This is a genomic window from Aeromonas sp. R4-2 (genome assembly GCF_040908295.1).
Classification (GTDB): domain Bacteria; phylum Pseudomonadota; class Gammaproteobacteria; order Enterobacterales; family Aeromonadaceae; genus Aeromonas; species Aeromonas veronii.
On sequence record NZ_JBFODL010000009.1, the window covers coordinates 200,326 to 222,247 of the forward strand.

At 58.0% G+C, this 21,922-nt stretch carries 22 protein-coding genes; 8 read left to right on the forward strand and 14 right to left on the reverse strand.

What is annotated here, in order from left to right:
• Positions 1–50: 50 nt before the first annotated feature.
• The 3 genes from potC to potA are packed head-to-tail and all read right to left on the reverse strand — an operon-like array spanning position 51 to position 2,795.
• Positions 51–821 carry a spermidine/putrescine ABC transporter permease PotC gene (gene potC, locus AB5Y99_RS06010; RefSeq protein WP_005336644.1) on the reverse strand — a complete coding sequence of 257 codons (771 nt, stop codon included), beginning with the start codon at positions 819–821 and terminating at the stop codon, positions 51–53.
• Positions 818–1,705: a spermidine/putrescine ABC transporter permease PotB gene (potB, locus tag AB5Y99_RS06015; RefSeq protein ID WP_368209023.1), complete on the reverse strand. Its 888-nt coding sequence runs from the start codon at positions 1,703–1,705 to the stop codon at positions 818–820. The genes potC and potB overlap by 4 nt, the downstream gene beginning before the upstream one ends.
• Positions 1,692–2,795, reverse strand: a complete 1,104-nt coding sequence (gene potA, locus AB5Y99_RS06020; protein ID WP_368209025.1) for a spermidine/putrescine ABC transporter ATP-binding protein PotA — start codon at positions 2,793–2,795, stop codon at positions 1,692–1,694. Before potA ends, potB begins: the two co-directional genes overlap by 14 nt.
• A gap of 201 nt (positions 2,796–2,996) precedes the next feature.
• Here potA and AB5Y99_RS06025 point away from each other — a divergent pair, with 201 nt between their 5' ends.
• A complete protein-coding gene (locus AB5Y99_RS06025; protein ID WP_005351939.1) occupies positions 2,997–3,734 on the forward strand; it encodes a hypothetical protein in 738 nt (245 codons plus the stop codon).
• 16 nt (positions 3,735–3,750) lie between these two features.
• Positions 3,751–4,437: a DUF2987 domain-containing protein gene (locus AB5Y99_RS06030; RefSeq protein ID WP_368209027.1), complete on the forward strand. Its 687-nt coding sequence runs from the start codon at positions 3,751–3,753 to the stop codon at positions 4,435–4,437.
• Between the two features lie 102 nt (positions 4,438–4,539).
• On the opposite strand, the gene ttcA is transcribed toward AB5Y99_RS06030, so the two are convergent.
• The 11 genes from ttcA to ccoN form a co-directional block, all read right to left on the reverse strand.
• Positions 4,540–5,448: a tRNA 2-thiocytidine(32) synthetase TtcA gene (ttcA, locus tag AB5Y99_RS06035; protein WP_323892196.1), complete on the reverse strand. Its 909-nt coding sequence runs from the start codon at positions 5,446–5,448 to the stop codon at positions 4,540–4,542.
• Positions 5,449–5,522: 74 nt separating this feature from the next.
• Complete coding sequence (gene uspE / locus AB5Y99_RS06040; RefSeq protein ID WP_005345417.1) at positions 5,523–6,470, reverse strand: universal stress protein UspE; 948 nt, start codon at positions 6,468–6,470, stop codon at positions 5,523–5,525.
• Between the two features lie 151 nt (positions 6,471–6,621).
• Positions 6,622–7,377 (reverse strand): FNR family transcription factor, encoded by a 756-nt coding sequence (locus AB5Y99_RS06045; RefSeq protein WP_005351934.1) that lies wholly within the window; start codon positions 7,375–7,377, stop codon positions 6,622–6,624.
• A 68-nt stretch (positions 7,378–7,445) separates the two neighbouring features.
• Complete coding sequence (locus AB5Y99_RS06050) at positions 7,446–8,132, reverse strand: sulfite exporter TauE/SafE family protein (RefSeq protein ID WP_368209029.1); 687 nt, start codon at positions 8,130–8,132, stop codon at positions 7,446–7,448.
• Positions 8,116–8,304 carry a cbb3-type cytochrome oxidase assembly protein CcoS gene (ccoS, locus tag AB5Y99_RS06055; protein WP_005336630.1) on the reverse strand — a complete coding sequence of 63 codons (189 nt, stop codon included), beginning with the start codon at positions 8,302–8,304 and terminating at the stop codon, positions 8,116–8,118. Before ccoS ends, AB5Y99_RS06050 begins: the two co-directional genes overlap by 17 nt.
• A 138-nt stretch (positions 8,305–8,442) precedes the next feature.
• Positions 8,443–10,827 (reverse strand): heavy metal translocating P-type ATPase, encoded by a 2,385-nt coding sequence (locus AB5Y99_RS06060; RefSeq protein ID WP_323892202.1) that lies wholly within the window; start codon positions 10,825–10,827, stop codon positions 8,443–8,445.
• A gap of 86 nt (positions 10,828–10,913) precedes the next feature.
• Positions 10,914–11,414, reverse strand: a complete 501-nt coding sequence (locus AB5Y99_RS06065) for a FixH family protein (protein ID WP_368209030.1) — start codon at positions 11,412–11,414, stop codon at positions 10,914–10,916.
• A 140-nt stretch (positions 11,415–11,554) separates the two neighbouring features.
• Positions 11,555–12,535, reverse strand: coding sequence for a cytochrome-c oxidase, cbb3-type subunit III (gene ccoP, locus AB5Y99_RS06070; protein ID WP_047435046.1), 981 nt, complete (start codon positions 12,533–12,535; stop codon positions 11,555–11,557).
• Complete coding sequence (locus tag AB5Y99_RS06075; RefSeq protein WP_005336620.1) at positions 12,535–12,714, reverse strand: CcoQ/FixQ family Cbb3-type cytochrome c oxidase assembly chaperone; 180 nt, start codon at positions 12,712–12,714, stop codon at positions 12,535–12,537. The genes ccoP and AB5Y99_RS06075 overlap by 1 nt, the downstream gene beginning before the upstream one ends.
• 10 nt (positions 12,715–12,724) lie before the next feature.
• Entirely contained in the window at positions 12,725–13,339 is a 615-nt protein-coding gene (gene ccoO / locus AB5Y99_RS06080) for a cytochrome-c oxidase, cbb3-type subunit II (RefSeq protein ID WP_005336618.1), read from the reverse strand.
• A 16-nt stretch (positions 13,340–13,355) separates the two neighbouring features.
• Complete coding sequence (gene ccoN, locus AB5Y99_RS06085; protein ID WP_005336616.1) at positions 13,356–14,780, reverse strand: cytochrome-c oxidase, cbb3-type subunit I; 1,425 nt, start codon at positions 14,778–14,780, stop codon at positions 13,356–13,358.
• 281 nt (positions 14,781–15,061) lie between these two features.
• Here ccoN and AB5Y99_RS06090 point away from each other — a divergent pair, with 281 nt between their 5' ends.
• The 6 genes from AB5Y99_RS06090 (at position 15,062) to AB5Y99_RS06115 (ending at position 21,901) form a co-directional block, all read left to right on the forward strand.
• The gene (locus AB5Y99_RS06090; RefSeq protein WP_005351925.1) at positions 15,062–15,523 is read left to right on the forward strand and encodes a hypothetical protein; all 462 of its coding nucleotides are present in this window, start codon (positions 15,062–15,064) and stop codon (positions 15,521–15,523) included.
• A 93-nt stretch (positions 15,524–15,616) separates the two neighbouring features.
• Positions 15,617–16,075, forward strand: coding sequence for a GAF domain-containing protein (locus tag AB5Y99_RS06095; RefSeq protein ID WP_110303689.1), 459 nt, complete (start codon positions 15,617–15,619; stop codon positions 16,073–16,075).
• 102 nt (positions 16,076–16,177) lie between these two features.
• Complete coding sequence (gene proQ, locus AB5Y99_RS06100; RefSeq protein ID WP_005351923.1) at positions 16,178–16,816, forward strand: RNA chaperone ProQ; 639 nt, start codon at positions 16,178–16,180, stop codon at positions 16,814–16,816.
• 8 nt (positions 16,817–16,824) lie between these two features.
• A complete protein-coding gene (gene prc / locus AB5Y99_RS06105; RefSeq protein ID WP_213387198.1) occupies positions 16,825–18,840 on the forward strand; it encodes a carboxy terminal-processing peptidase in 2,016 nt (671 codons plus the stop codon).
• A 144-nt stretch (positions 18,841–18,984) separates the two neighbouring features.
• Positions 18,985–21,609 (forward strand): aminopeptidase N, encoded by a 2,625-nt coding sequence (gene pepN / locus AB5Y99_RS06110; RefSeq protein WP_323892206.1) that lies wholly within the window; start codon positions 18,985–18,987, stop codon positions 21,607–21,609.
• 70 nt (positions 21,610–21,679) lie between these two features.
• Positions 21,680–21,901, forward strand: coding sequence for a DUF2835 family protein (locus AB5Y99_RS06115; protein ID WP_005351919.1), 222 nt, complete (start codon positions 21,680–21,682; stop codon positions 21,899–21,901).
• The last annotated feature ends 21 nt before the right edge of the window (positions 21,902–21,922 follow it).

Below are 21,922 nucleotides of genomic sequence, written 5' to 3' on the forward strand. Positions count from 1 at the left end.
GCCCACCGTGACAGAGTTCGCCAAAGATGGCGGGGACGAAACGGGCAGGGTCAACCCTGCCGTTTACGCAGTAACAGTTGCGCCAGCAGCACCATCCCGAGGGAGGCGACCAGCATCAGAGTGGCCAGGGCGTTGACCTCGGGAGAGACCCCTACCTTGACCATGGAGTAGATCTTGAGCGGCAGGATCTCGTAGGCCGGGCCGGTAACAAAGGAGCTCACCACCACGTCGTCCAGCGACAGGGTAAAGGAGAGCAGCCAGCCCGCCATCACCGCCGGCAGGGCCAGCGGCAGTATGATGCGGCGCAGGATGATCCACTCGCCAGCCCCCAGATCCCGCGCTGCCTCCAGCATTCGCACATCAAAACCGCACAGCCGCGAGTAGACGGTGATCACTACGAACGGCAGGCAGAAGGTGATGTGGGCGATCAGCAGCGACCAGAAGCCCAGCGCAATACCGGTCACCACAAACAGGGTCAGGAGCGAAATGGCCATCACGATATCGGGGGACATCATCACCACGAACAGCATGCCGCTCACGTACTGTTTGCCGCGAAAGCGGTAGCGAAACAGCGCTACGGCGGTGAGGGTGCCGATCAGGGTGGCTGCGGTGGCGGTGAGGGCGGCGATGGTCAGGGAGTGCTGGGCCGCCTGCATCAGGCTGGCGCTGGCAAACAGCTTCTCATACCAGCCCAGGGTAAAGCCGCGCCAGTCGATGCCATATTTCGACAGGTTGAAGGAGTTGGCGATCAGCACCCCGATGGGTACATAGAGATAGCCAAACACCAGCAGCAGAAACAGAGCTTTCAATGCGCGCATCATGCCAGCTCCCCCTTCTTGCTGAGCAGTTTGCCCGCCCGCCAGTAGCAGTAGACCAACAGCGCCATCAGCACCGTCAGCATCACGCTGATGGCGGCGCCAAAGGGCCAGTCACGGCTGTTGAGGAACTGAGTCTTGATCAGGTTGCCGATCAGCAGGTGCTTGGCGCCCCCCAGCAAGTCGGAGACGTAGAACATCCCCATGGCGGGCAGGAACACCAGCAGACAACCGGCGATGATGCCGGGCAGGGTGAGGGGCAAAATGATCCGCACCAGCCGCTGCCAGCCGTTGGCGCCAAGATCTCGCGCCGCCTCCAGCAAACGGCCATCCAGCTTTTCGATGCTGGAGTAGAGCGGTAGCACCATAAAGGGGAGCAGCACATAGACCAGCCCGATGATGACGGCCACCTCGGTATACATCATCTGCAGCGGCCGCTCGATGATCCCCAGATCCAGCAGCCAGCAGTTGATCAGCCCCCGGGTGCCAAGCAGCACTTTCAGCGCATAGGTGCGAATGAGGGAGTTGGTCCAAAACGGCACCACCACCAGAAACAGCAGCAGCGGGCGGACACGCGCTGGCAGATGGGCCAACAGCCAGGCAAAGGGGTAGCCCACCAGCAAGCAGATGCTTGTAGCGAGCAGCGCCAGCCAGAGGGAGTGGAGCAGCACCTCGAAATAGAGCGGGTCCAGCAGGCGGCCATAGTTGCTCAGGGTAAAGAGCGGCGCGATAAGCTCGGACTCGTCACGGGTCAGGAAGCTGACGCCGATGATCATCAGGTTGGGCAGGAAGACAAACAGCGTCAGCCAGCCCAGGATCAGCGCGATGGCCCCGTTGCGAAAGCCGTTGTGGGCAAAGCTGTGCGCTACCCGCAGATTAGTGAGGCTCATAGGGCAGCACCACCTCCCAACTGTCGACCCAGTGGATCGCCACCTCCTGACCCAGACGGTAGTCAAAGTCGGGGTCATCCTCGTCGAAGAACTCGGAGATAAGCAGCTGTTTGCCGCTTTCGAGTTCGATCACCGAATCCAGCGTCGCCCCCTTGTAGTTGCGCTCGCGAATGTTGCCCCGCAGCGCACCGCTCTGATCGTCATCCTGATCGAGAATGCGCAGATCTTCCGGGCGCAGCAGCACCAGCACCTTGTCGTCTGGCTGGAACGGCAAGGTGGTATGAAGCAGGCATTCGCGCCCCTCCACCTCGGCCTGCCAGATACCGTGCTCGCGCTGGCTGATCAGTTTGCCATCCATCACATTGATCTCGCCGATAAAGCGTGCCACGAACAGATTGGCTGGCGATTCGTAGATATCGCGCGGGGTGCCGCGCTGGATGATCTTGCCGCCCTCCATCACCAGAATGCGATCAGACATGGTGAGCGCCTCTTCCTGATCATGGGTGACGAAGACAAAGGTGATACCAAGGCGACGCTGCAGCGCCTTGAGCTCGCTCTGCATCTGCTTGCGCAGCTTGTAGTCGAGTGCCGAGAGGGATTCGTCGAGCAGCAGCAGGCGTGGCTTGTTGACCACGGCGCGGGCGATGGCGACCCGTTGCTGCTGGCCGCCGGAGAGCTGATCCGGGCGGCGGTTGGCCAGCTCGGTGAGCTGCACCATGGCGAGGGTCTCCTCGACCCGCTGGCGGATCTCGCTGGCCGGTACTTTCTGCATCTCGAGGCCAAAGGCAACGTTTTCAAACACCGTCATATGAGGGAAGAGCGCATAGCTCTGGAACACGGTGTTGATGTGCCTGTGTTCGGCGGGGATATGGGTGATCTCGTCACCGGCCAGATGGATGGTGCCACCATCGACCGATTCGAGCCCGGCCAGCAGGCGCAGCAGGGTGGTCTTGCCACAGCCGGAGGGGCCCAGCAGGGTAAGAAATTCACCGTCATAGATTTCAAGGTCAAGGTCACTCAGGATCACCTTGCCATCGTATTTTTTGCTGATCTTGTTCAGCGCGACAATTACCTGTGGATTGTTCATCATCCGCCAGTCTCACCCCAGCCAGTGGCCATCGTGTTGAAAGAGGGCCGCATTCTATGCAGCCGACACATGAAATTAAAGGGTTTTTGGCCCGAATTAGCCGCAAGTGCGCAGGAAAAACGGCTACGAATAGCAGACCAAATCGCTATAATGTGCCACCTGATTTGGTCGTTTTCGATATTGGATAGTCAATTGAGTAATAAAATGCGTATTGGCGGCTCCCTTGAGCAGTCTCTGAACCAGGGCTACCGCCTTGATCTGAAAGGGGTCATCCAGGAGGGATGGCAACAGACCCGCCGTACCGGATTTGGCCTGCTGCTGGCGATTGTCGGAGTGACGGCGATCTGGATCCTGCTTAGCAATGTGCTGCTGTTGCCCTATCTGGGGGATGACAGCCAGATGAATGTGGCCATGGTGCTGAGCCTGCTGATGACGGTGGTGATGGCCCCCATGACCAGCTCCCTCGATATGTTGGGGTTGCAGCAGTCGGTCGGGGTGCGCGCCCGGGCCAACCAGGTGTTCGACTTCTTCCGCCACTTTGTACGCCTCGGCATGCTCAGCCTGCTTGGCAGTCTGCTCACCAGCCTGTTTGGCCCGCTGTTCGATCTGCTGGGATTGCCCGCCGTGCTCTCTTTCATCCCCTCGGCCCTGATCGGCATGGGGCTGCTCTTTACCGTCCCGCTGGTGCTGGAGCGTGGCCTGACGCCCCCCCAGGCCATTCTGGTCTCTCTCAAGCTCTTTGCGCGCGGCTGGCCCAGCATTGTGCTGTTCCACGGCGTGATGACCGCGCTCTTCTTCCTGGCTCTGATCCCCATGGGGTTGGGGCTTATCTGGGTGGCACCGCTCTATTTCAACTGCAAGGGGATCCTCTATCGGGATCTCTGCGGGGTGGGGGTAGAGGTTAATGAGGTGACAGAAGGCCCCAACCATTTCAATGCATGATGCAAAAGGATGTTGAATGACCCGTCGATATGGAGTGACCAAGGCTGTGCGCCAGAGTCTGCTGGCCACGCTCTTGCTGCCAGGGCTGGCGCTGGCTGAGCCGGTGCTGGATCTGCAATACAGCACCTTCTACAGCCAGATGAAGACCTTTGCCAAAGGGGAGTTTGGTCACGCCAGACTGGGGTTTTATCTGACCGATCCGCAAAATGGTCAGCGCTGCGGCCTCACCTTTGCCCGGGTTGCAACCGACAGCAAGGAAGTGGCGGGCGAGGTAACGGTCGATAGCGAACTGCGCCTGCCTTTTGATGAGGATCTCAACCTCGACAAGGGGATCGTGACCGTCGGCCTGAAAGAAGAGCACACCACTTGCGATATGACGGTACAGGTGATGGCCGATGCGCCGAACGGGCCCGAGCTGCCGCTGGCCGAGCTGGCGGCCCGTCAGCAGCAGATGCAGTCGCTGCTCGACAAGATGGCGGGCATGGTCGGCAAGCACTTCCTGCCGAAGATGGAAGGGGTGCGGATTACCCTGGTGCAGCAGAGCGGAACAGCTTATCTGATTGATGGCGCCCGTCAGGAGGCGCTGCCCTGGCAGGAAGGCCATCTGTTGCTTAGCAATGAGCAACTGGCCGCGTTCGCCACCGGGCAACTGCGCCTGCAGGGTGACGTGCTGCGACTGACCCCCTGGTTGCACAAGGGCTGATATAGATGGTGCTGTCACGTTGGTAACAGGCAGATCAAGAAAGCAAAAAGGAGCGATGATCGCTCCTTTTTTATTGTGTGGCGTTTGCCCTGTGAGCGCGGCTTAGCGCACTTCAATCACATCCAGAATGTCCATCTCGTCGATGTCCAGCAGCGGCGCCTTTGGCATCTCGGGCGGATCAAACGCCTTGTCGCCACCATCGATGATACCGGAGTCGCGGTTGATGCTCTTGAAGTCAAACAGCTTGTGGTCGAGCAGGTGGCTCGGGATCACGTCCTGAATGGCGGTGAACATGGTTTCGATACGACCGGGGAAGCGGCGATCCCAATCCTGCATCATCTGCTTGATGGCCTGACGCTGCAGGTTCTCTTGCGAGCCGCACAGGTTGCACGGAATGATGGGGAAGGCTTTGACGTCGGCGTAGCGGATCAGGTCCTTCTCTTTGCAGTAGGCCAGCGGGCGGATCACCACGTTCTTGCCATCATCGCTCACCAGCTTGGGCGGCATGGACTTGAGCTTGCCACCGTAGAACATGTTGAGGAACAGGGTCTCGAGGATGTCGTCGCGGTGGTGGCCAAGGGCAATCTTGGTGCAACCCAGCTCCTGGGCGGTGCGATAGAGAATACCGCGGCGCAGCCGTGAGCAGAGGGAGCAGGTGGTTTTGCCTTCCGGTACCTTCTCCTTGACGATGGAGTAGGTATCTTCCTCGACGATCTTGTACTCGATACCGAGGGAATCCAGATACTCGGGCAGCACATGCTCGGGGAAACCGGGCTGCTTCTGATCCAGGTTGACGGCAACCAGATCGAAATGGATGGGGGCGCTGGCTTTGAGGCTCATCAGTATGTCGAGCATACCGAAGCTGTCCTTGCCGCCGGAGAGGCAGACCATGACCTTGTCGCCCTCTTCAATCATGTTGAAGTCGGCAATGGCCTGACCTACGTTGCGCCGCAGGCGCTTCTGCAGTTTGTTGAAACTGTATTTTTCTTTGGCGTTCAGCTCTTCTAGCATGCTCGTAAAACCCGGGACACAAATAAGCGCGTTATTATAGCCATGTCCCGGGGGAGGGCAAGGTGCCAGGCACCTTATGATTGATTGCGACGACTGTCGACTGGGCAGCTGTAGTCCGCCGGTTTGAGGATCAGGATGTCGCAGGAGAGGCGGTCAATCACATGTTCGGCAGTATTGCCGAGCAGAGCAGCAGAAAGCCCGGTACGGCCGACGCAGCCCATGATCATCAAGGTCGCCTTGAGCTCTTCGGCCATATCCGGCAACACCTCTTCCGGTAGTCCTTCAGCAACCCGGGTCCAGAGATGACCGATCCCGAACTTGTCGGCATGGCTCAGCAGCAGGCTTTCGTGGTGTTTGCGGATAGCTTCGTTGTAGGCGTTGGGATCAAACTCCGGCAGCTCGATGGCCACGTTGACCGGGGTGCCCGGGTAGGTGTTGACCAGATAGAGGTTGGAGCCCAGCAGCTCGGCGATGTCACTCCCCTCCTGGGTGATCCGTTCGTTGAGCAATTTCTGATCCGGATCGTCGCTTGAGCAGTTGATGGCGGCGATGATGTTGCCGCCCCGTTGCCAGTGACCTTCCTTGACCAGCAGCACCGGACAGGGGCATTTGCGCAGCAGATGCCAGTCGGTGGGAGTAAAGATGAAGGTTTGCAGGAAGCTGTGATGGTGAGTGGCTTTGACCACCAGATCGTGGCGCTGCTCCAGCACTTCCTGAATGACACACTCGAAGGGGCGATTGTGCCAGACCACTTTCACTTCGCATTCGATCCCCTGTGCCCGATAGGGGGTCAGGATCTCGTCCAGCCACTCACGTCGCTGTGAAATGACGCCATCACGCATCTCTTGCCGCTCGTCCACCGAGAGCATGGCAGTCATTTCATACGAGAAGTCATAGATGGTGAGCAGCAGGGTCAGATGGGCGTTTTCGTCCAGCTCGGCGACTTTGACTGCCCGTTCGAGGGCGATTTGACGCTCCTCTTCTGGATTGATAACCACCAGAATATTCTGATATTTGACCATCTTCTCCTCCTTGGAAAAGTCCAATGACAGCAGAATCTTAGCCATTACAGCTTAGCGCAGGAGGAGGGTATGGGGAACGTACCGGATCACATTCCAGAGGAAAGGATCCGGCAGGGAAAACAGGAAAATAGCGGGAGAGTAAGCGGAAAAATCAGCCGCAGGGCGGGCGAGTGGCACCGGCCATCATACCCAGCGCGACCTGATCCAGCACGGTAATGTATTTGCCTTTGACGCTGATGAGACCGGACTTCTGGAAACGGCCGAGCAGACGACTGATGGTCTCGACGGTCAGACCCAGATAGTTGCCAATGTCACCACGGGTCATGGAGAGACGGAACTCCTTGGCGGAGAAACCGCGCTCGGAGAAGCGTACCGACAGATTGTGCAGGAAGGCGGCGAGGCGCTCTTCGGCATTCTTCTTGGAGAGCAGCAGGATCATCTCCTGATCGCCCATGATTTCGCTGCTCATCAGACGCATGATCTGCTGGCGCAGTTTGGGCATCTTGCCGGAGAGGTCATCCAGCACTTCAAACGGGATCTCGCACACCATGGCCGTTTCCAGCGCCTGAGCGAAGGAGGGATGGGCCTGCTTGTTGATGGCATCAAAACCGACCAGATCGCCAGCGAGGTGGAACGCAGTGATCTGCTCATCCCCTTGCTCGGTGATGGTGTACGACTTGATGGTCCCGGAACGGATGGCATAGAGCGATTTGAACTCATCGCCAGCCTTGAACAGCTCTTCACCCTTCTGGATCGGCTTTTTGCGCTCGATGATGCTGTCCAGCTGATCAAGCTCGTTGTCGTTCAGAGTGAAGGGAATACAGAGCTGACTGATGCTGCAATCCTGGCAATGAATTGCACAGCCACCGCTCTGGATACGTCTGCCAGGTTTCTTTTCCGGGATCATAGGCTCATACGAATAATTGATTTATATCAAACAAGTTTACCATCAACTCATCCGTTTTGGATAGGGTTTCAAAAGGAAGCAATGCCAATCCAGAAGGTATGTACCCCGAACAAAATGAGCAGCAGGGCCCCGCCAAGGCGCAAACTGCGCAGGGTGAGCCAGTATCTCAGGCGATCGGCAAGCCCCCCCAACGCAAACAGGGTGGGCAGGGTGCCGAGACCAAAAAAGAGCATGATGAGCGCACCACCACTGGCCGAACCCGCCGCCGCACTCCAGGTCAGCATGGAGTAGACCAGCCCGCAGGGGAGCCAACCCCACACCATGCCAAAGGGCAGTGCCTGCACAGGTGAGGTGAAGGGGAGAAATCTGCCGGCAAGGGGTTTGATACGGGGCCAAAGTCTGGCGCCGAGCCGCTCCAGCAGCAAGATCCCTTGCCACCAGCCCGCCAGATAGAGACCAAGCGCAATCATCAATAACGCCGCCACCAGGCGTAAGCCGGCAATAGCGTGTTTGCCTGCGCCCAGCTCGCTGGTGGTGGCGAGCAGGCCGCCCACCAGTGCACCTGCAATCACATAGCTCAGGATCCGGCCGAGGTTGTAGTTGAGCAGATAGGCAAGCCGCCCCCAGAAGTGCTGCTTGTTGGCGGGGATCGCCATGGAGAGCGCGGCGGAGACGCCACCGCACATGCCGATACAGTGGGCAGAGCCTGCCAGTCCGACCAGCAGGGCGCCGGCCAGATCAAGGTTGTGGGTCATGGTCAGCAGGCTTTACGGGTTTGTGGGCAGGTTGCTCTTCGTCAAACAGGATGTTGGAACCCTGCCGGTCGAGATCCTCGAACTGCTCGGAGCGAATGGCCCAGAAGAAGACGACCCCGGCGATGATCACAAACAGGATGGCGATGGGGATCAGGACAAAAATTATATTCATGAGAGGTACCTTGGCGTTCATCCTTGGCAAGCGTCCCCTATGGTAACCCTGTTCGGGCAGGGGGCCAGCCGCTATCAGTGAGAAATGTGGCCTGCATCGGAGGCAGGCCACATTTTCAGCTATTTTTCGCCACCGGTCTCATCGGTTGAGGCGCATGGAGTTGGTCACCACGATGAGTGAACTGAGCGACATGCCCGCTGCCGCCAGATAGGGGGGCAGCCAGCCGCAGGCCGCCAGCGGCAGCACCAGCAGGTTGTAACCGATGGACCAGGCGAAGTTCTCGATGATGATCTTGCGGGTACGCATTGCCAGCACTCTGGCCTCGAGCAGGCGGCTCAGGTCATCGGCCAGCAGGATGGCGTCGGCGCTGTTTTTCGCCAGATCGGTGCCACCAGCCATGGCAAACGAGGCGTGAGCGCCAGCCAGTACCGGCGCGTCGTTGATGCCATCGCCCACCATGATGCTGATATCCCCCTGGGCTTCCTGGGCCTTGAGGTACGCCAGCTTGCCATCGGGCGAGACCCCCTTGACCAGCTCATCCACCCCCAGCTCGCGGGCAATCTCGTCGGCCTGCAGGGAGCTGTCACCAGTCAGTACCGTAGTTTGCAGACCTGCCGCCTTGAATGCCGCGATCAGCGCCTTGGCATCGGGGCGCAGGGTATCTTCCAGATTGAAACGGGCCAATACCTGCTGCTCGTTAGCCAGATAGATAGCCAGACCGCGGCCGCGTTCTTGCGCCGGATCCAGCCCAATCCAGCGGGCACTGCCGAGGTGGTAGCGTACGCCATCCACCAGCGCTGTGATGCCGTGACCGATGACCGGGGTGATCTCGCGGGCGGATGGCAGCACTGTGATGTTGTCGGCGGGCAACCGGAAGGCGCGGGCAATGGGGTGTTCGGATTGCGCCTCCATGGCCCGGGCGATGGCGAGGCATTGCGTCTCGTCCATCTCTGCCAAGGTGGTGGTGCCTGTCAGACTGATTTCCCCTGTGGTCAGGGTGCCAGTCTTGTCCATCACGATCCGGTTGGCCTTGGTCAGCACATCCAGCACATGACCACGGCGCAGCAGAATGCCGTTGCGGGTCAGATTGGCGGTGGCCGAGGTCAGCGCCGTCGGGGTGGCCAGCGACAGGGCACAGGGGCAGGTGGCAACCAGCACGGCGAGGGTGATCCAGAACGCCTGATCTGGTTGATGGAAGTGCCAGAAGGTCCAGACCGCAGCGGCAATGATCAGCAGCACCAGAATAAAGTGGCGTGACAGCAGATCCGCCATCTGGGCGATGGCCGGTTTGTCATCGAGGGCGTGATCCTGCAGCCGCATGATCTGGGCGATCCGCGACTCTTCAATACGGTGGCTGACCCGGATCTGCAGCGGGGCATCCGTGTTGATGGTGCCGGCATAGACCTGATCACCACGCTGTTTGAGCAGGGGCAGCTGTTCACCGGTCAGCATGGATTCGTTGAGGCTGGCTTGCCCTTCGACAATGATGCCGTCTGCCGGCAAGGTGGCGCCAGCAAGCACCCGTACCCGATCGCCGACCTGCAAGGTCTTGGCCGCTACCTCATGCTCTCCTTCATCATCGATGCGGGTCGCCATAATGGGCACCAGCCGCGCCAGATTGGAGCTCGACTCCGACGCCTTGCGCCGGGCCCGCAACTCGAGAAAGCGCCCCAGCAGCAGGAAGAAGACGAACATGGTGATGGAGTCGTAATAAACCTCACCGGTATTGAACACAGTGGCCCACATGGAGGCAACAAAGGCACCGATCAGCGCAAGTGACACCGACACATCCATCGACAGATGGCCCTGTTTCAGGCTGCGCCAGGCACCCACGTAAAAGGGCTGGGCCGAGTAGATCATGATGGGGGTGGAGAGCAGCAGGCTTATCCACTTGAAGTAGACCATGAACTCATCTTCAACACTGATGAATAGGTCCATATAGAGGGCCACTGCGCACATCATCACCTGCATCGAGCCCAGCCCTGCCAGTGCCAGCCGGAACATATATCTGCGCACCTCTTTGGCGTAGAGCGCCTCCTGTTGATGGGTCTGGAACGGGTAGGCACGATAACCGATCTGGGCAAATCCCTTGAGAATGTCACTCAGGGAGAGCTGGTCCGGATCCCACTTGATGCGGGCCCGGTGGGTGGTGGTGTTGACGTTGATGTAGCGCAGGCCGCCAAGGGTCATCAGGTGGCGTTCGATAAGCCAGGCACAGGCGGCGCAGCTGAGCCCTTCAACTGTCAGCTGGATTTCGCGAAGGGTACCGTTGTCGGTGACAAACTCCTGTTGCACTTCTGCCAGATCGTAGTGGATGAGGGCAGCCAGCTCCTCGGGCACCAGATCCCCCTTGGTGCCGGGTGCGGTGCGGTGATCGTAGTAACTGGCGAGGCCGCACTCCATGATGGTTTCTGCCACAGCCTGACAACCGGGGCAGCACATGGGGCGAACAATCCCCTTTATCTCGAGGGTATAGCCACTATTGGCGGGTACCGGCTCGCCACAGTGAAAGCAGGGGGTCATGATTGATGTCCCCCTGAATGGAGAATGCAAGCAGCAGGGGTGGTGGCGAGCACCGGCTCGCCACAGTGAGAACAGCCGGTCATGGCTTAGCGTCCTTTCGGGTCGAGTTCGACAGGGGCCAGGGTGGGCAGCTGGACGGTCTCTTGCAATCGCCACTGGTGATCGAAGGCATCGACCCGAATGTGCCACTTGCCGACCAGCGGCTTGTCGAAATGGAGGCGATAGGTGCCGCTCGCATCGGCGGTGATCATGTGTTCGCTGTCCTGACCGGCCAAGGTCGGGTGGAACAATGAGAGATAGAGAGCTTGCCCGGCAGGAATGTCACCGCTGATGGGTTTGAGGGTCAGCTCGTTGCCGTCAACTTCCAGCCCAAAGCGGATATTGAGCGCTTCGGAGCGGTCAAACTTGCTCAAGTCCTGATTGATCTCTTTCCCTTGTTTGTAATAGTCCTCGGCCACCAGATTGACCCCATCCTTGCTGGCGATGATGGCGGTGGCGATGCTGCCGACAACGGCGGCAGTGGGGAGGGCGATGATAAACCAGGGCCAGAATTGGCGATACCAGGGTTTGAATACAGGTTGGGTCATGATGCTACTGCCGTGAAACGAATGATTAACGAGTAAGAGAGCTTTTCTGCAACACAAGATAACAAAAAGCCTCGAGGAGTCGAGGCTTTTTGCTGTGTAATCACGTGTTTATCACATGTTACGACTTATGTGAGCGACCTTTATTTAGCAGGCTGATGGGACAGGCTGTAAACGTAGGAAGCCAGCAGGTGTACCTTGTCTTCACCCAGGATGTCTTTCCAAGCAGGCATCACGCCGTGGCGACCGTGGGTGATGGTCTGCACCACCACTTCGCGGGAACCGCCGTAGAGCCAGGTGTTGTTGGTCAGATCTGGCGCACCGACGGCAATACCGCCCTTGGCATCGGCCCCGTGGCAGGCAGCGCAGATGGCAAAGCGTGCTTCACCTTTCTTCGCTTCGACCAAGTCGACCTTGCGACCGGAGAGGCTTAGCACATAGGAGGCCACTTCCTGAACGCCATCTTTGCCGAGGATTTCACCCCAGGCCGCCATGATCCCCTGACGACCGCCCATGATGGTGGTCTTGATTTGATCAGGCTGGCCGCCCCATTGCCATTCGCTGTCGGTCAGGTTCGGGAAGCCGCGGCCACCACGGGCATCGGAGCCGTGGCACTGGGAGCAGTTCTGCAGGAACAGACGTTGACCCACTTTCAGGGCTTCCGGATCCTTGGCGATCTCGGTGATGGCACGATAGGTTTTGCCATCCGCTTCGTAGGTGAGTTCACGGAACTTGGCGCCGTAGATCTCGTCAGCCTTGGCGACCTCGCGGTCATACTCCACCGCGCGACCTTCGGCCTTGGCCGATTCGGTTGCAGCCTTGGACTCGGCCAGCGAGCGCACGTCCTGGTTGGAACTTTGCCAGCCCAGCAGGCCTTTGAAGTTGCCAAGCCCCGGGAAGGCGATCAGATAGACCAGACCGGTGACGATGAAGAAGAGGAACATGTAAGTCCACCACTTCGGCAGCGGGTTGTTGATCTCCTCGATGCCATCGAAGGAGTGACCCATCGATTTGCCTTCTTCAACACCCATCTTGTCCTTGCGGCACCACATCAGCAGCAAGAAGCAGCCGAGGATGGTTCCCAGACTGATGACAGTCACAAAAATGCTAAACAGAGTGCTCATTATTGTTTCGCTCCTGCGTTCTTTTTATCAGCACCGGGTTGCTCATCATCGGCAAAAACCAGATTGGCAGCCTCGTCGAAAGAGGTCTTGCGGCGTTTGCTGTAGGCCCAGACGATGATGCCAATCATGATGGCCATCAACAGCAGGGTATACAGACCGCGAAATGTGCCGTAGTCCATCTTCGCCTCCTTATTTCAGGGCATGACCCAGTGATTGCAGATAGGCCACCAGCGCATCCAGCTCGGTTTTGCCCTTGACGGCTTCGCCAGCACCCTGAATATCGGCATCGGTATAGGGCACACCGAAGTGATCGCGGAACAGCGCCAGCTTCTTGGCCGTCATCTCACCGGTCAGCACATTGGTATCAAGCCAGGGGTAGGCGGGCATGTTGGATTCCGGTACCACATCGCGCGGGTTGATCAGGTGAACCTTGTGCCACTCATCGGAGTAACGGCCACCGACACGGGCCAGATCCGGACCAGTACGCTTGGAGCCCCACAGGAAGGGGTGCTCCCAGACGCTCTCACCGGCGACCGAGTAGTGACCGTAACGCTCGGTTTCGGCACGGAACGGACGGATCATCTGGCTGTGGCAGTTGGTGCAGCCTTCGCGAATGAAGATGTCGCGCCCTTCCATCTGCAGAGCGGTGTAGGGCTTGAGGCCCTCCACCGGCTCGGTGGTTTGCTTTTGGAAGAACAGCGGGGTGATTTCAACCAGGCCCCCCAGACTGATGGCAAAGATGATGCCGACCACCAGCATGGGAACGCTTTTTTCAAATATTTCGTGACGGTTATTGTTGCTCATGGGTTGACCTCTTCAATCATGCTGGCTGGGCGACAGGTTCCAGAGAACCTTTGGGCGCAGTGATGGTGCGATAGGCGTTGTAAGCCATCAGCAACATGCCGGTGACGAAGAAGCAGCCTCCCAGGAAGCGCACGAAATAGAAGGGATAGGATGCCTGCAGCGCTTCAACGAAGCTGTAGGTCAGGGTGCCGTCTTCGTTGACTGCACGCCACATCAGGCCCTGCATCACGCCGGAAATCCACATGGCAACGATGTAGAGCACGGTGCCCACGGTCGCCAGCCAGAAGTGAACGTTGATCAGCTTGACGCTGTACATCCGGCCCTGACCGAACAGGTTCGGGATCAGGTGATAGACCGCACCGATGGAGACCATGGCAACCCAGCCCAGCGCACCGGAGTGCACGTGACCAACGGTCCAGTCGGTGTAGTGGGAGAGGGCGTTGACGGTTTTGATCGCCATCATCGGGCCTTCGAAGGTCGACATGCCGTAGAAAGAGAGGGAGACGATCAGGAAGCGCAGGATGGGGTCATAACGCAGTTTGTGCCAGGCACCGGAGAGAGTCATGATGCCGTTGATCATACCGCCCCAGGAGGGTACGAACAGGATCAGGGACATCACCATGCCGAGGGACTGGGCCCAGTCAGGCAGTGCGGTGTAGTGCAGGTGATGCGGACCGGCCCAGATATAGAGGGAGATCAACGCCCAGAAGTGCACGATGGAGAGGCGATAGGAGTAAACCGGACGACCGGCCTGCTTGGGCACGAAGTAGTACATCATCCCCAGGAAGCCAGCGGTCAGCAGGAAGCCTACCGCGTTGTGGCCATACCACCACTGCACCATGGCGTCCATGGCGCCGGAGTACATGGAGTAGGACTTCATGCCGGAGAGCGGCACTTCCATGTTGTTGACAATGTGCAGCACCGCAACGGTGATGATGAAGGCGCCGAAGAACCAGTTCGCCACATAGATGTGGGAGGTAGTGCGCTTCATCAGGGTGCCGAAGAAGACGATGGCATAGGCGACCCATACCACAGTGATGGCGATATCAATCGGCCACTCCAGCTCGGCATACTCTTTGGCAGAGGTGTAACCCAGCGGCAGAGAGATGGCGGCAGAGAGGATGATTGCTTGCCAGCCCCAGAAGACGAAGGTTGCCAGCGGGCCACCAAACAGTCTGGTTTGACAGGTGCGCTGAACCACGTAGAAGGAGGTTGCCATCAGTGCACTGACGCCGAAGGCGAAGATCACTGCGTTGGTATGGAGGGGCCGCAGACGACTGTAAGTCAGCCACGGGGTCTCGAAGTTGAGGGCAGGCCAGATCAACTGGGCTGCGATCAGTACGCCAACCGACATGCCGACAATTCCCCAGACAATCGTCATGACGGTAAACTGGCGAACAACGGTGTAGTTGTACTCAGGATGGTTAGTTGTATGGCTCATCGTTATATTCCGCTTCCGATGCTGCTGTTGTTTGGTTTTGTATCCGGAGGACCGGACTGGCTTCATCAGCCACCGCCGACCAGTTGTTAACATCTGTTAACGAAAGGAAAAGCAAAAGATGGCTAAATGAAAACTGCATGGGAATGATACTGAAGTGACAGGTAAAATAACAGTATAAACAGTGATATATTTGGCTCCGTCCGGTCTCGATATAGCAGTTTTTTACCTTGTTCGAGATCACAAAAAACTATTTTAATTGCATCTTAATCGGGCTGTTTTTGATGAAAGAGAGACTTACCGCACGTAAAGTTTTGCACCTCGTACTGGTATTGGCGCTGTTATTGGCGCTGATGGCCTATCGCACCTGGTTTTCGGCCGATAACAGCGTCTCTGCTGACCAGAAAAAAGATCAGATTTGTGATCTTTCCCACACCCCTTGCAGCGCGCTGATTGGTGACAAGCCGCTGACGGTCGCCATCAAGGAATTACCGCTGCGCGCCGAACATGACTTTGCCATCGCTATTACCGGCGGCGATCCGGCCATCAAACCGGTGAAAGCGACACTCGAAGGCAAAGATATGTTTATGGGCACCATTCCGGTGAGCTTTGAAGAAATAGATGGACAGTGGCAGGGGGTAACCCAGGTGGGTAGCTGTACATCACCCGTCATGATCTGGTTGTTAAATATCGAGTGGAGTAATGGTCAACGCCAGCAATTGGCGCTTTCCGTTGCCCGGGAATAACGGCGCAAGAGGTGGGGAGTGGAAAAAATATTTGAAATTTCCCGGCCAGGCGTTACCTTCCCCAAACCATCAGGGAGTGAAGTTCATTTAATCATGATTGAAAAACAACCGTTTTATCGCACCCTCAACCAGCAGGCCAAGGCGCTGCTGGAGGGGGAAACCGATCTGATTGCCAATCTGGCCAACCTCTCCGCACTGCTTAATCAGGAGCTGACGGAGATCAACTGGGTCGGTTTTTATCTGTTGCAGGGAGAGACCCTGGTATTGGGGCCATTTCAGGGCAAACCGGCCTGCGTGCGGATCCCGGTCGGCCGCGGGGTGTGTGGTACGGCAGTGGCAGAGGGGAGAACCCAGCTCATTGACGATGTCCACCAGTTCGATGGTCACATCGCTTGTGATGGCGCGAGCAACTCGGAAATCGTGATCCCGATGCGCCGTGGTGGCGAGATCATCGGGGTGCTCGATATCGACAGTCCAATTTTTAACCGTTTCGACCAGCAAGACCGGATTGGCCTCGAAGAAACGGTGCAAATTTTGGAAAGCATGCTCTAAGTCATTGCTAGATGGTTCGCAAAAGGCCCCAAGCTCTCTATAATGGGGCCTTTGTTGTGCTCGGGACGTGCCCGTGCGTTTATATGAAAGCCAAGGTTATACATGGAAAACACTGAGAAGCTGAAGAACAGTAAAGAGATCGTTGCCTACCTGGTCGAGAAATTCCCGGCCTGCTTCGTTGCTGAAGGAGAGGCCAAGCCGCTCAAGATTGGCATCTTCCAGGATTTGGCCGAGCGTCTTGCTGACGATGCCAGAGTCTCCAAGACCATGCTGCGTTCCGCACTGCGTCAATACACCTCCAGCTGGCGCTACCTGCACGGTCTCAAAGCTGGCCAGGCTCGCGTTGATCTGGATGGCAACCCGGGCGAGCTGCTGACCGAAGAGCACATCGAGCACGCCAAGCAAGCTCTGAAAGAGAGCAAAGAGCGCGTATTCGCCAGCCGTCGTACCAATACCAAAGAGAAGGATGAGAAGGCCAAGAAGCCCCGTCGTCCTGCTGTGCGCAAAACCGAGAAAGCTGATGTAGCTGCCAAGCCGAAAGCTGCCGCCAAGGCACCGGTCGCTGACGCTCCGCTGGTTAAAGTGGATGCCGCTACGCTGAAAGTGGGCCAGGATGTGCGCGTCGTTATGGGTAAATTCCCGGTTCCGGCAACCATCAAGGAAGTAACCAAGGACGATGTACAGGTCCAACTGCAGACCGGCATGATGGTGCGGGTCAAATCAGAGCACTTGGTTCTCTAAGGAGACAAATGTTGAAGCATGGCGTAATTCGTTTTTCCCTCGTTGCCTGTAGCCTGGCGCTTGCCGGGCTTGCACAGGCCATCGAGCCGGTGCTCAAGGAGAGTGATTTGCCTGTGTTGGCTCAAGAGAGCCAACATGCTACGGCCAGCAAGCGAATTACCAATCTGTTTACCCGCTCGCACTACAAACAGTTCAAGCTGGACGATGCCTTTTCCTCCGTGATTTTCGATAAATATCTGGAGAATCTGGACTACAGCCGCAACCTGTTTTTGGCCTCTGATATCAGCCGTTTTGAAAAGTACCGTAACGGTTTTGACACCGACCTCGAAAGAGGCCGTCTGGCGCCCGCCTACGAGATGTTCAACCTGAGTCAGCAGCGGCGTTATGAGCGGTTCGAATACGCCCTCAAACTGCTTGATACTCCTTTCGATTTTACCCAGACCGACAACTATGTGTTTGATCGGGAAGGGGCGGCTTGGCCCAAAGATGAAGCAGAGCTCAACGAGCTGTGGCGTCAGCGGGTCAAGTTTGATGCTCTGAGCCTCAAGCTCAGCGGCAAGGAGTGGCCCGAGATCAAGGAGCTGCTTGGCAAGCGTTACAACAACGCTATCAAGCGGATGTCCCAGACCGAGAGCGAGGATGTCTTCCAGCTCTTCATGAACTCCTTCGCTCGCGCCATCGAACCGCACACCAGTTACCTCTCACCGCGCAGTGCCGATCGTTTCAATACCGAGATGAACCTCTCGCTGGAGGGGATTGGTGCCGTGTTGCAGGCGGAAGATGACTTTACCGTCATCCGTTCTCTGGTGCCCGGTGGCCCGGCTGCCAAATCCAACCACCTCAAGCCCGATGACAAGATCACCGGGGTGGGGCAGGAAGATGGCAAGATTGTCGATGTGATCGGCTGGCGTCTTGATGACGTGGTCGAGCTCATCAAGGGGCCCAAGGGGAGCAAGGTCAAGCTGGAGATCCAGCGTGGCAAGGGGGCAACTGCCAAGACCGAGCAGATCGAGCTGACCCGCGACAAGGTGCGCCTTGAAGACCGGGCAGCCAAGTCCAAGGTGATTAACGCCGAAGGCAAGAAGATTGGCGTCATCGAGATCCCGAGTTTCTACGTCAATCTGCACGACGACGTGATCAAGGAGCTCTCCAGCCTGAACAAGCAGAAGATCGATGGTCTGATCATCGATCTGCGCGGTAACGGCGGCGGCGCCCTGACCGAAGCCTCCGCCCTGAGCGGTCTCTTCTTTGCCAGCGGTCCCGTGGTGCAAATTCGTGATCACATGGGCCGTATCACGGTCAATGGCGATGACGATGGCAACGTTTACTACGGCGGCCCCATGTCGGTGATGATCGACCGCTACAGTGCCTCGGCCTCCGAGATCTTCGCTGCGGCCATGCAGGATTATGGCCGTGCCCTGATCCTGGGTGAAAACTCGTTCGGCAAGGGGACGGTGCAGCAGCATCGCAGCCTCGCCAAGGTCTATGACTTCTACGAGCAGCCGCTGGGTCACGTGCAGTACACCATCGCCAAGTTCTACCGGATCGACGGTGGCAGCACCCAGAACAAGGGCGTTGCGCCGGATATCAGCTTCCCGACACCGGTTGCTCCGGAAGAGACGGGCGAAAGCCGTGAGTTCAATGCGTTGCCGTGGGACAAGATTGCCTCCGCCAACTACGAGAAACTCGGCAACTTCGCCAGCGTGCTGCCCAAGTTGCAGGCGGCGCACGATGCCCGGATCGCCAAGGATCCCGAGTTTGCCTATGTGATGCAGGACATTGCCGACTACAAGGAGGAGAAAGACAAGAAGTCGGTCTCCCTCAACGAGGCGGAGCGTGTTGCAGAGCAGGCGAAACAGGATGAGAAAGCGCTCAAACGTACCAACGAGCGTCTGGCACGTCTTGGCAAGCCGGCGGTGAAGAGTCTGGATGAACTGCCCGCTGATTTTGAAGCGCCCGATGAGTATCTCATCGAAGCGGCCAATATCACGGCGGATCTGGCCAAGGTCAGCAAACGCAGCTGACAAGGCGACGTCCAATGCACAAGGGCGACTGCGGTCGCCCTTTCTTTTTGTCTGGCGTATCTGACGTAATGCAAATTGTTTGACCCCGCCAGTTGGTTGTGACAGCCTCTTTCTCGCCTTTAACAAGCGTGGAAGCAGACAATAATGACCGATCACTCCCAGGCCATGACGGCCAAATATCGCCAGGATTATCAGGCGCCGCTCTACTGGATCGACACCATCGACCTCGATTTCCAACTGCAGGAGCCGCTGACTCAGGTCACCGCCATCACCCGCATTCGTCGCAACGGTGAGCACAATGCGCCGCTCGTCCTCGATGGTGAACAGCTGACTCTCAAGAGCGTTGCCATTGATGGCATTCCCTGTGACCACTACGAGCAAGGCGAGAGCAGTCTGACCCTGTTCAACCTGCCTGCCGAATGTGTACTGACCATCGTCACCCTGCTGGATCCGGCCGCCAACACCGCGCTGGAAGGGCTTTACAAATCAGGTGATGCCTACTGCACCCAGTGCGAAGCCGAAGGGTTTCGCCGCATTACCTATTATCTGGACCGCCCCGACATTCTGGCGCGCTACAGCACCCGCATTACCGCCGACAAAGCCCAGTTCCCCTTCCTGCTCTCCAATGGCAACAAGGTTGATAGCGGTGATCTGGATGGCGGCCGTCACTTCGTGCAGTGGCAGGATCCTTTCCCCAAACCCAGCTACCTGTTTGCGCTGGTGGCCGGTGATTTCGATGTGGAGCGCAGCCACTACACCACCAAGAGCGGGCGCAAGGTGGCCCTCGAGATCTTCGTCGACAAGGGCAACCTGGATCGTGCCGGTTTTGCCATGGAGAGCCTCATCAACTCCATGCGTTGGGACGAGCAGCGTTTCGGCCTTGAGTATGATCTCGACATCTACATGATCGTCGCGGTGGACTTCTTCAACATGGGCGCCATGGAGAACAAGGGGCTCAACATCTTCAACTCCAAGTTCGTGCTGGCCAATCCGGCCACCGCTACCGATAGCGACTACCACGGTATCGAACGGGTGATCGGTCACGAATATTTCCACAACTGGACCGGCAACCGCGTCACCTGTCGAGACTGGTTCCAGCTCAGCCTGAAAGAGGGGCTGACGGTATTCCGGGATCAGGAGTTCTCCTCCGACTTGGGCTCCCGTGGCGTCAACCGCATCAACAACGTGCGTACCGTGCGTGGCCCGCAGTTTGCCGAAGATGCCGGCCCCATGGCGCACCCGATCCGCCCGGATGTGGTGATCGAGATGAACAACTTCTACACCCTCACCGTCTACGAGAAGGGGTCGGAAGTGATCCGCATGATGCACACCCTGCTGGGGGAAGAAGCCTTCCAGGCTGGTATGCGTCTCTACTTCGAGCGTCACGACGGCTCGGCCGCTACTTGTGATGATTTCGTGCAGGCGATGGAGGATGCTTCCGGTGTGGATCTCGGTCGTTTCCGTCGCTGGTACAGCCAGTCCGGCACCCCCGAGCTGACCGTGACCGACGAGTACGATGCCGCGAGCGGTGTTTACCGTCTACATGTGAGCCAGCACACCCCGCCGACTCAGGATCAACCGCAAAAGCTGCCGCTGCATATCCCTCTCGACATCGAGCTCTATGACGAGCAGGGTGCCGTTATCCCGTTGCAGTATCAGGGCAAGGCCATCGGCAACGTGCTCGACGTGCTGGAAGCGGAGCAGACCTTCGAATTCGATCGGGTGCCGGTCAAGCCGGTTCCCTCCCTGCTGCGGGACTTTTCCGCGCCGGTCAAGCTGCACTATGACTACAGCGATGAAGCGCTCGCCTTCCTGATGCGCTTTGCCCGCAACGAGTTTGCCCGCTGGGATGCCGCCCAGATGCTGATCAACAAGGCGGTCATCGATGGGGTGGCACGGGTCCAGCATGGGCGGGGGGTTGAGCTCTCCCAAACCCTGCTGGCCGCCTTCGTCGCCATTCTGGACGACAGCGATCTCGATTTGGCCCTCAAGGCGGAGATCCTGGCGCTGCCCGGTGAAGCGACCCTGGCCGAGCTGTTCGAGGTGGCCGATATTGATGCCATCCATCAGGTGCGCGACGCGATCCACACCCGTCTTGCCGAGGCCTTTGGCGCGCGTTTGGCGGCGACCTATCAGAGTTTGCGTCTGAACGGTTATCAGGTGGTGCATGCCGATATGGCCAAACGAGCCCTCAAAGGGGTCGTGCTCGGCTATCTGGCGGCGCTGGATGCGGAGCATGCCGATGCGCTGGTGCGCGAGCAGTATGCAACTGCCGACAACATGACCGACACCCTGGCGGCGTTGCAGGTGGCCAACGGCTATCTGTTGCCATGCCGTGCCGCGCTGTTGGCCGATTTTGAAGGCCAGTGGGCCAAGGATGGACTGGTGCTGGACAACTGGCTGCGGCTGATTGGCAGCAAACCGGCTGCCGATGTGCTTAGCGAAGTGAAACAGGCGATGAATCACCCCACTTTCAGCATTCGCAATCCGAACCGGCTGCGGGCGCTGATCGGCAGTTTCGCCATGAGCAATCAGGTGCAGTTCCATGCGGTGGATGGCAGTGGTTACCGCTTCCTGACCGATCTGCTGATCGAGCTCAACGAGGTCAATCCGCAGGTGGCCTCCCGCCTTATCACTCCGCTTATCCAGTTCAAGCGATTGGATGAGGCGCGCAAGGCGCTGATCCGCGCCGAGCTGACCCGTCTTGCCAACCTTGAGGGGCTGGCACGGGATCTGTTCGAGAAGGTCAGCAAGGCACTGCAGCAGTAAGTGTCGACGGGGCAGGGGCGTGAATGCGCCTGCCCCCATTGTGTGATTTGTCGTGTGATCAGGAGCAAGTGTGAAGCAGTTTACTTTTCGGCTCTCATTGAATAGCGATGAGGTGATGCTGATGTATCAGGGCCATGCCAGACGGCTGGTGGTGCGCAGCGAACAGGGATTGACCCTGGAGCTCGGCATAGAAAAAATACGGCCCTTTGTCGCCATCAATGGTGTGCATGGCTATTTTCGGCTCAAAACCCAGGACGATTACCGCTTTATCAGCCTCGAACGCATAAATTAACAAAAATCGAACAGATTACCG

Coding starts and splice junctions, on each gene's coding strand:
- potC (WP_005336644.1), bottom strand. CDS start 821: ATGATGCGCGCATTGAAAGCTCTGTTTCTGCTGCTGGTGTTTGGCTAT.
- potB (WP_368209023.1), bottom strand. CDS start 1,705: ATGAGCCTCACTAATCTGCGGGTAGCGCACAGCTTTGCCCACAACGGC.
- potA (WP_368209025.1), bottom strand. CDS start 2,795: ATGATGAACAATCCACAGGTAATTGTCGCGCTGAACAAGATCAGCAAA.
- AB5Y99_RS06025 (WP_005351939.1), top strand. CDS start 2,997: ATGCGTATTGGCGGCTCCCTTGAGCAGTCTCTGAACCAGGGCTACCGC.
- AB5Y99_RS06030 (WP_368209027.1), top strand. CDS start 3,751: ATGACCCGTCGATATGGAGTGACCAAGGCTGTGCGCCAGAGTCTGCTG.
- ttcA (WP_323892196.1), bottom strand. CDS start 5,448: ATGCTAGAAGAGCTGAACGCCAAAGAAAAATACAGTTTCAACAAACTG.
- uspE (WP_005345417.1), bottom strand. CDS start 6,470: ATGGTCAAATATCAGAATATTCTGGTGGTTATCAATCCAGAAGAGGAG.
- AB5Y99_RS06045 (WP_005351934.1), bottom strand. CDS start 7,377: ATGATCCCGGAAAAGAAACCTGGCAGACGTATCCAGAGCGGTGGCTGT.
- AB5Y99_RS06050 (WP_368209029.1), bottom strand. CDS start 8,132: ATGACCCACAACCTTGATCTGGCCGGCGCCCTGCTGGTCGGACTGGCA.
- ccoS (WP_005336630.1), bottom strand. CDS start 8,304: ATGAATATAATTTTTGTCCTGATCCCCATCGCCATCCTGTTTGTGATC.
- AB5Y99_RS06060 (WP_323892202.1), bottom strand. CDS start 10,827: ATGACCCCCTGCTTTCACTGTGGCGAGCCGGTACCCGCCAATAGTGGC.
- AB5Y99_RS06065 (WP_368209030.1), bottom strand. CDS start 11,414: ATGACCCAACCTGTATTCAAACCCTGGTATCGCCAATTCTGGCCCTGG.
- ccoP (WP_047435046.1), bottom strand. CDS start 12,535: ATGAGCACTCTGTTTAGCATTTTTGTGACTGTCATCAGTCTGGGAACC.
- AB5Y99_RS06075 (WP_005336620.1), bottom strand. CDS start 12,714: ATGGACTACGGCACATTTCGCGGTCTGTATACCCTGCTGTTGATGGCC.
- ccoO (WP_005336618.1), bottom strand. CDS start 13,339: ATGAGCAACAATAACCGTCACGAAATATTTGAAAAAAGCGTTCCCATG.
- ccoN (WP_005336616.1), bottom strand. CDS start 14,780: ATGAGCCATACAACTAACCATCCTGAGTACAACTACACCGTTGTTCGC.
- AB5Y99_RS06090 (WP_005351925.1), top strand. CDS start 15,062: ATGAAAGAGAGACTTACCGCACGTAAAGTTTTGCACCTCGTACTGGTA.
- AB5Y99_RS06095 (WP_110303689.1), top strand. CDS start 15,617: ATGATTGAAAAACAACCGTTTTATCGCACCCTCAACCAGCAGGCCAAG.
- proQ (WP_005351923.1), top strand. CDS start 16,178: ATGGAAAACACTGAGAAGCTGAAGAACAGTAAAGAGATCGTTGCCTAC.
- prc (WP_213387198.1), top strand. CDS start 16,825: ATGTTGAAGCATGGCGTAATTCGTTTTTCCCTCGTTGCCTGTAGCCTG.
- pepN (WP_323892206.1), top strand. CDS start 18,985: ATGACCGATCACTCCCAGGCCATGACGGCCAAATATCGCCAGGATTAT.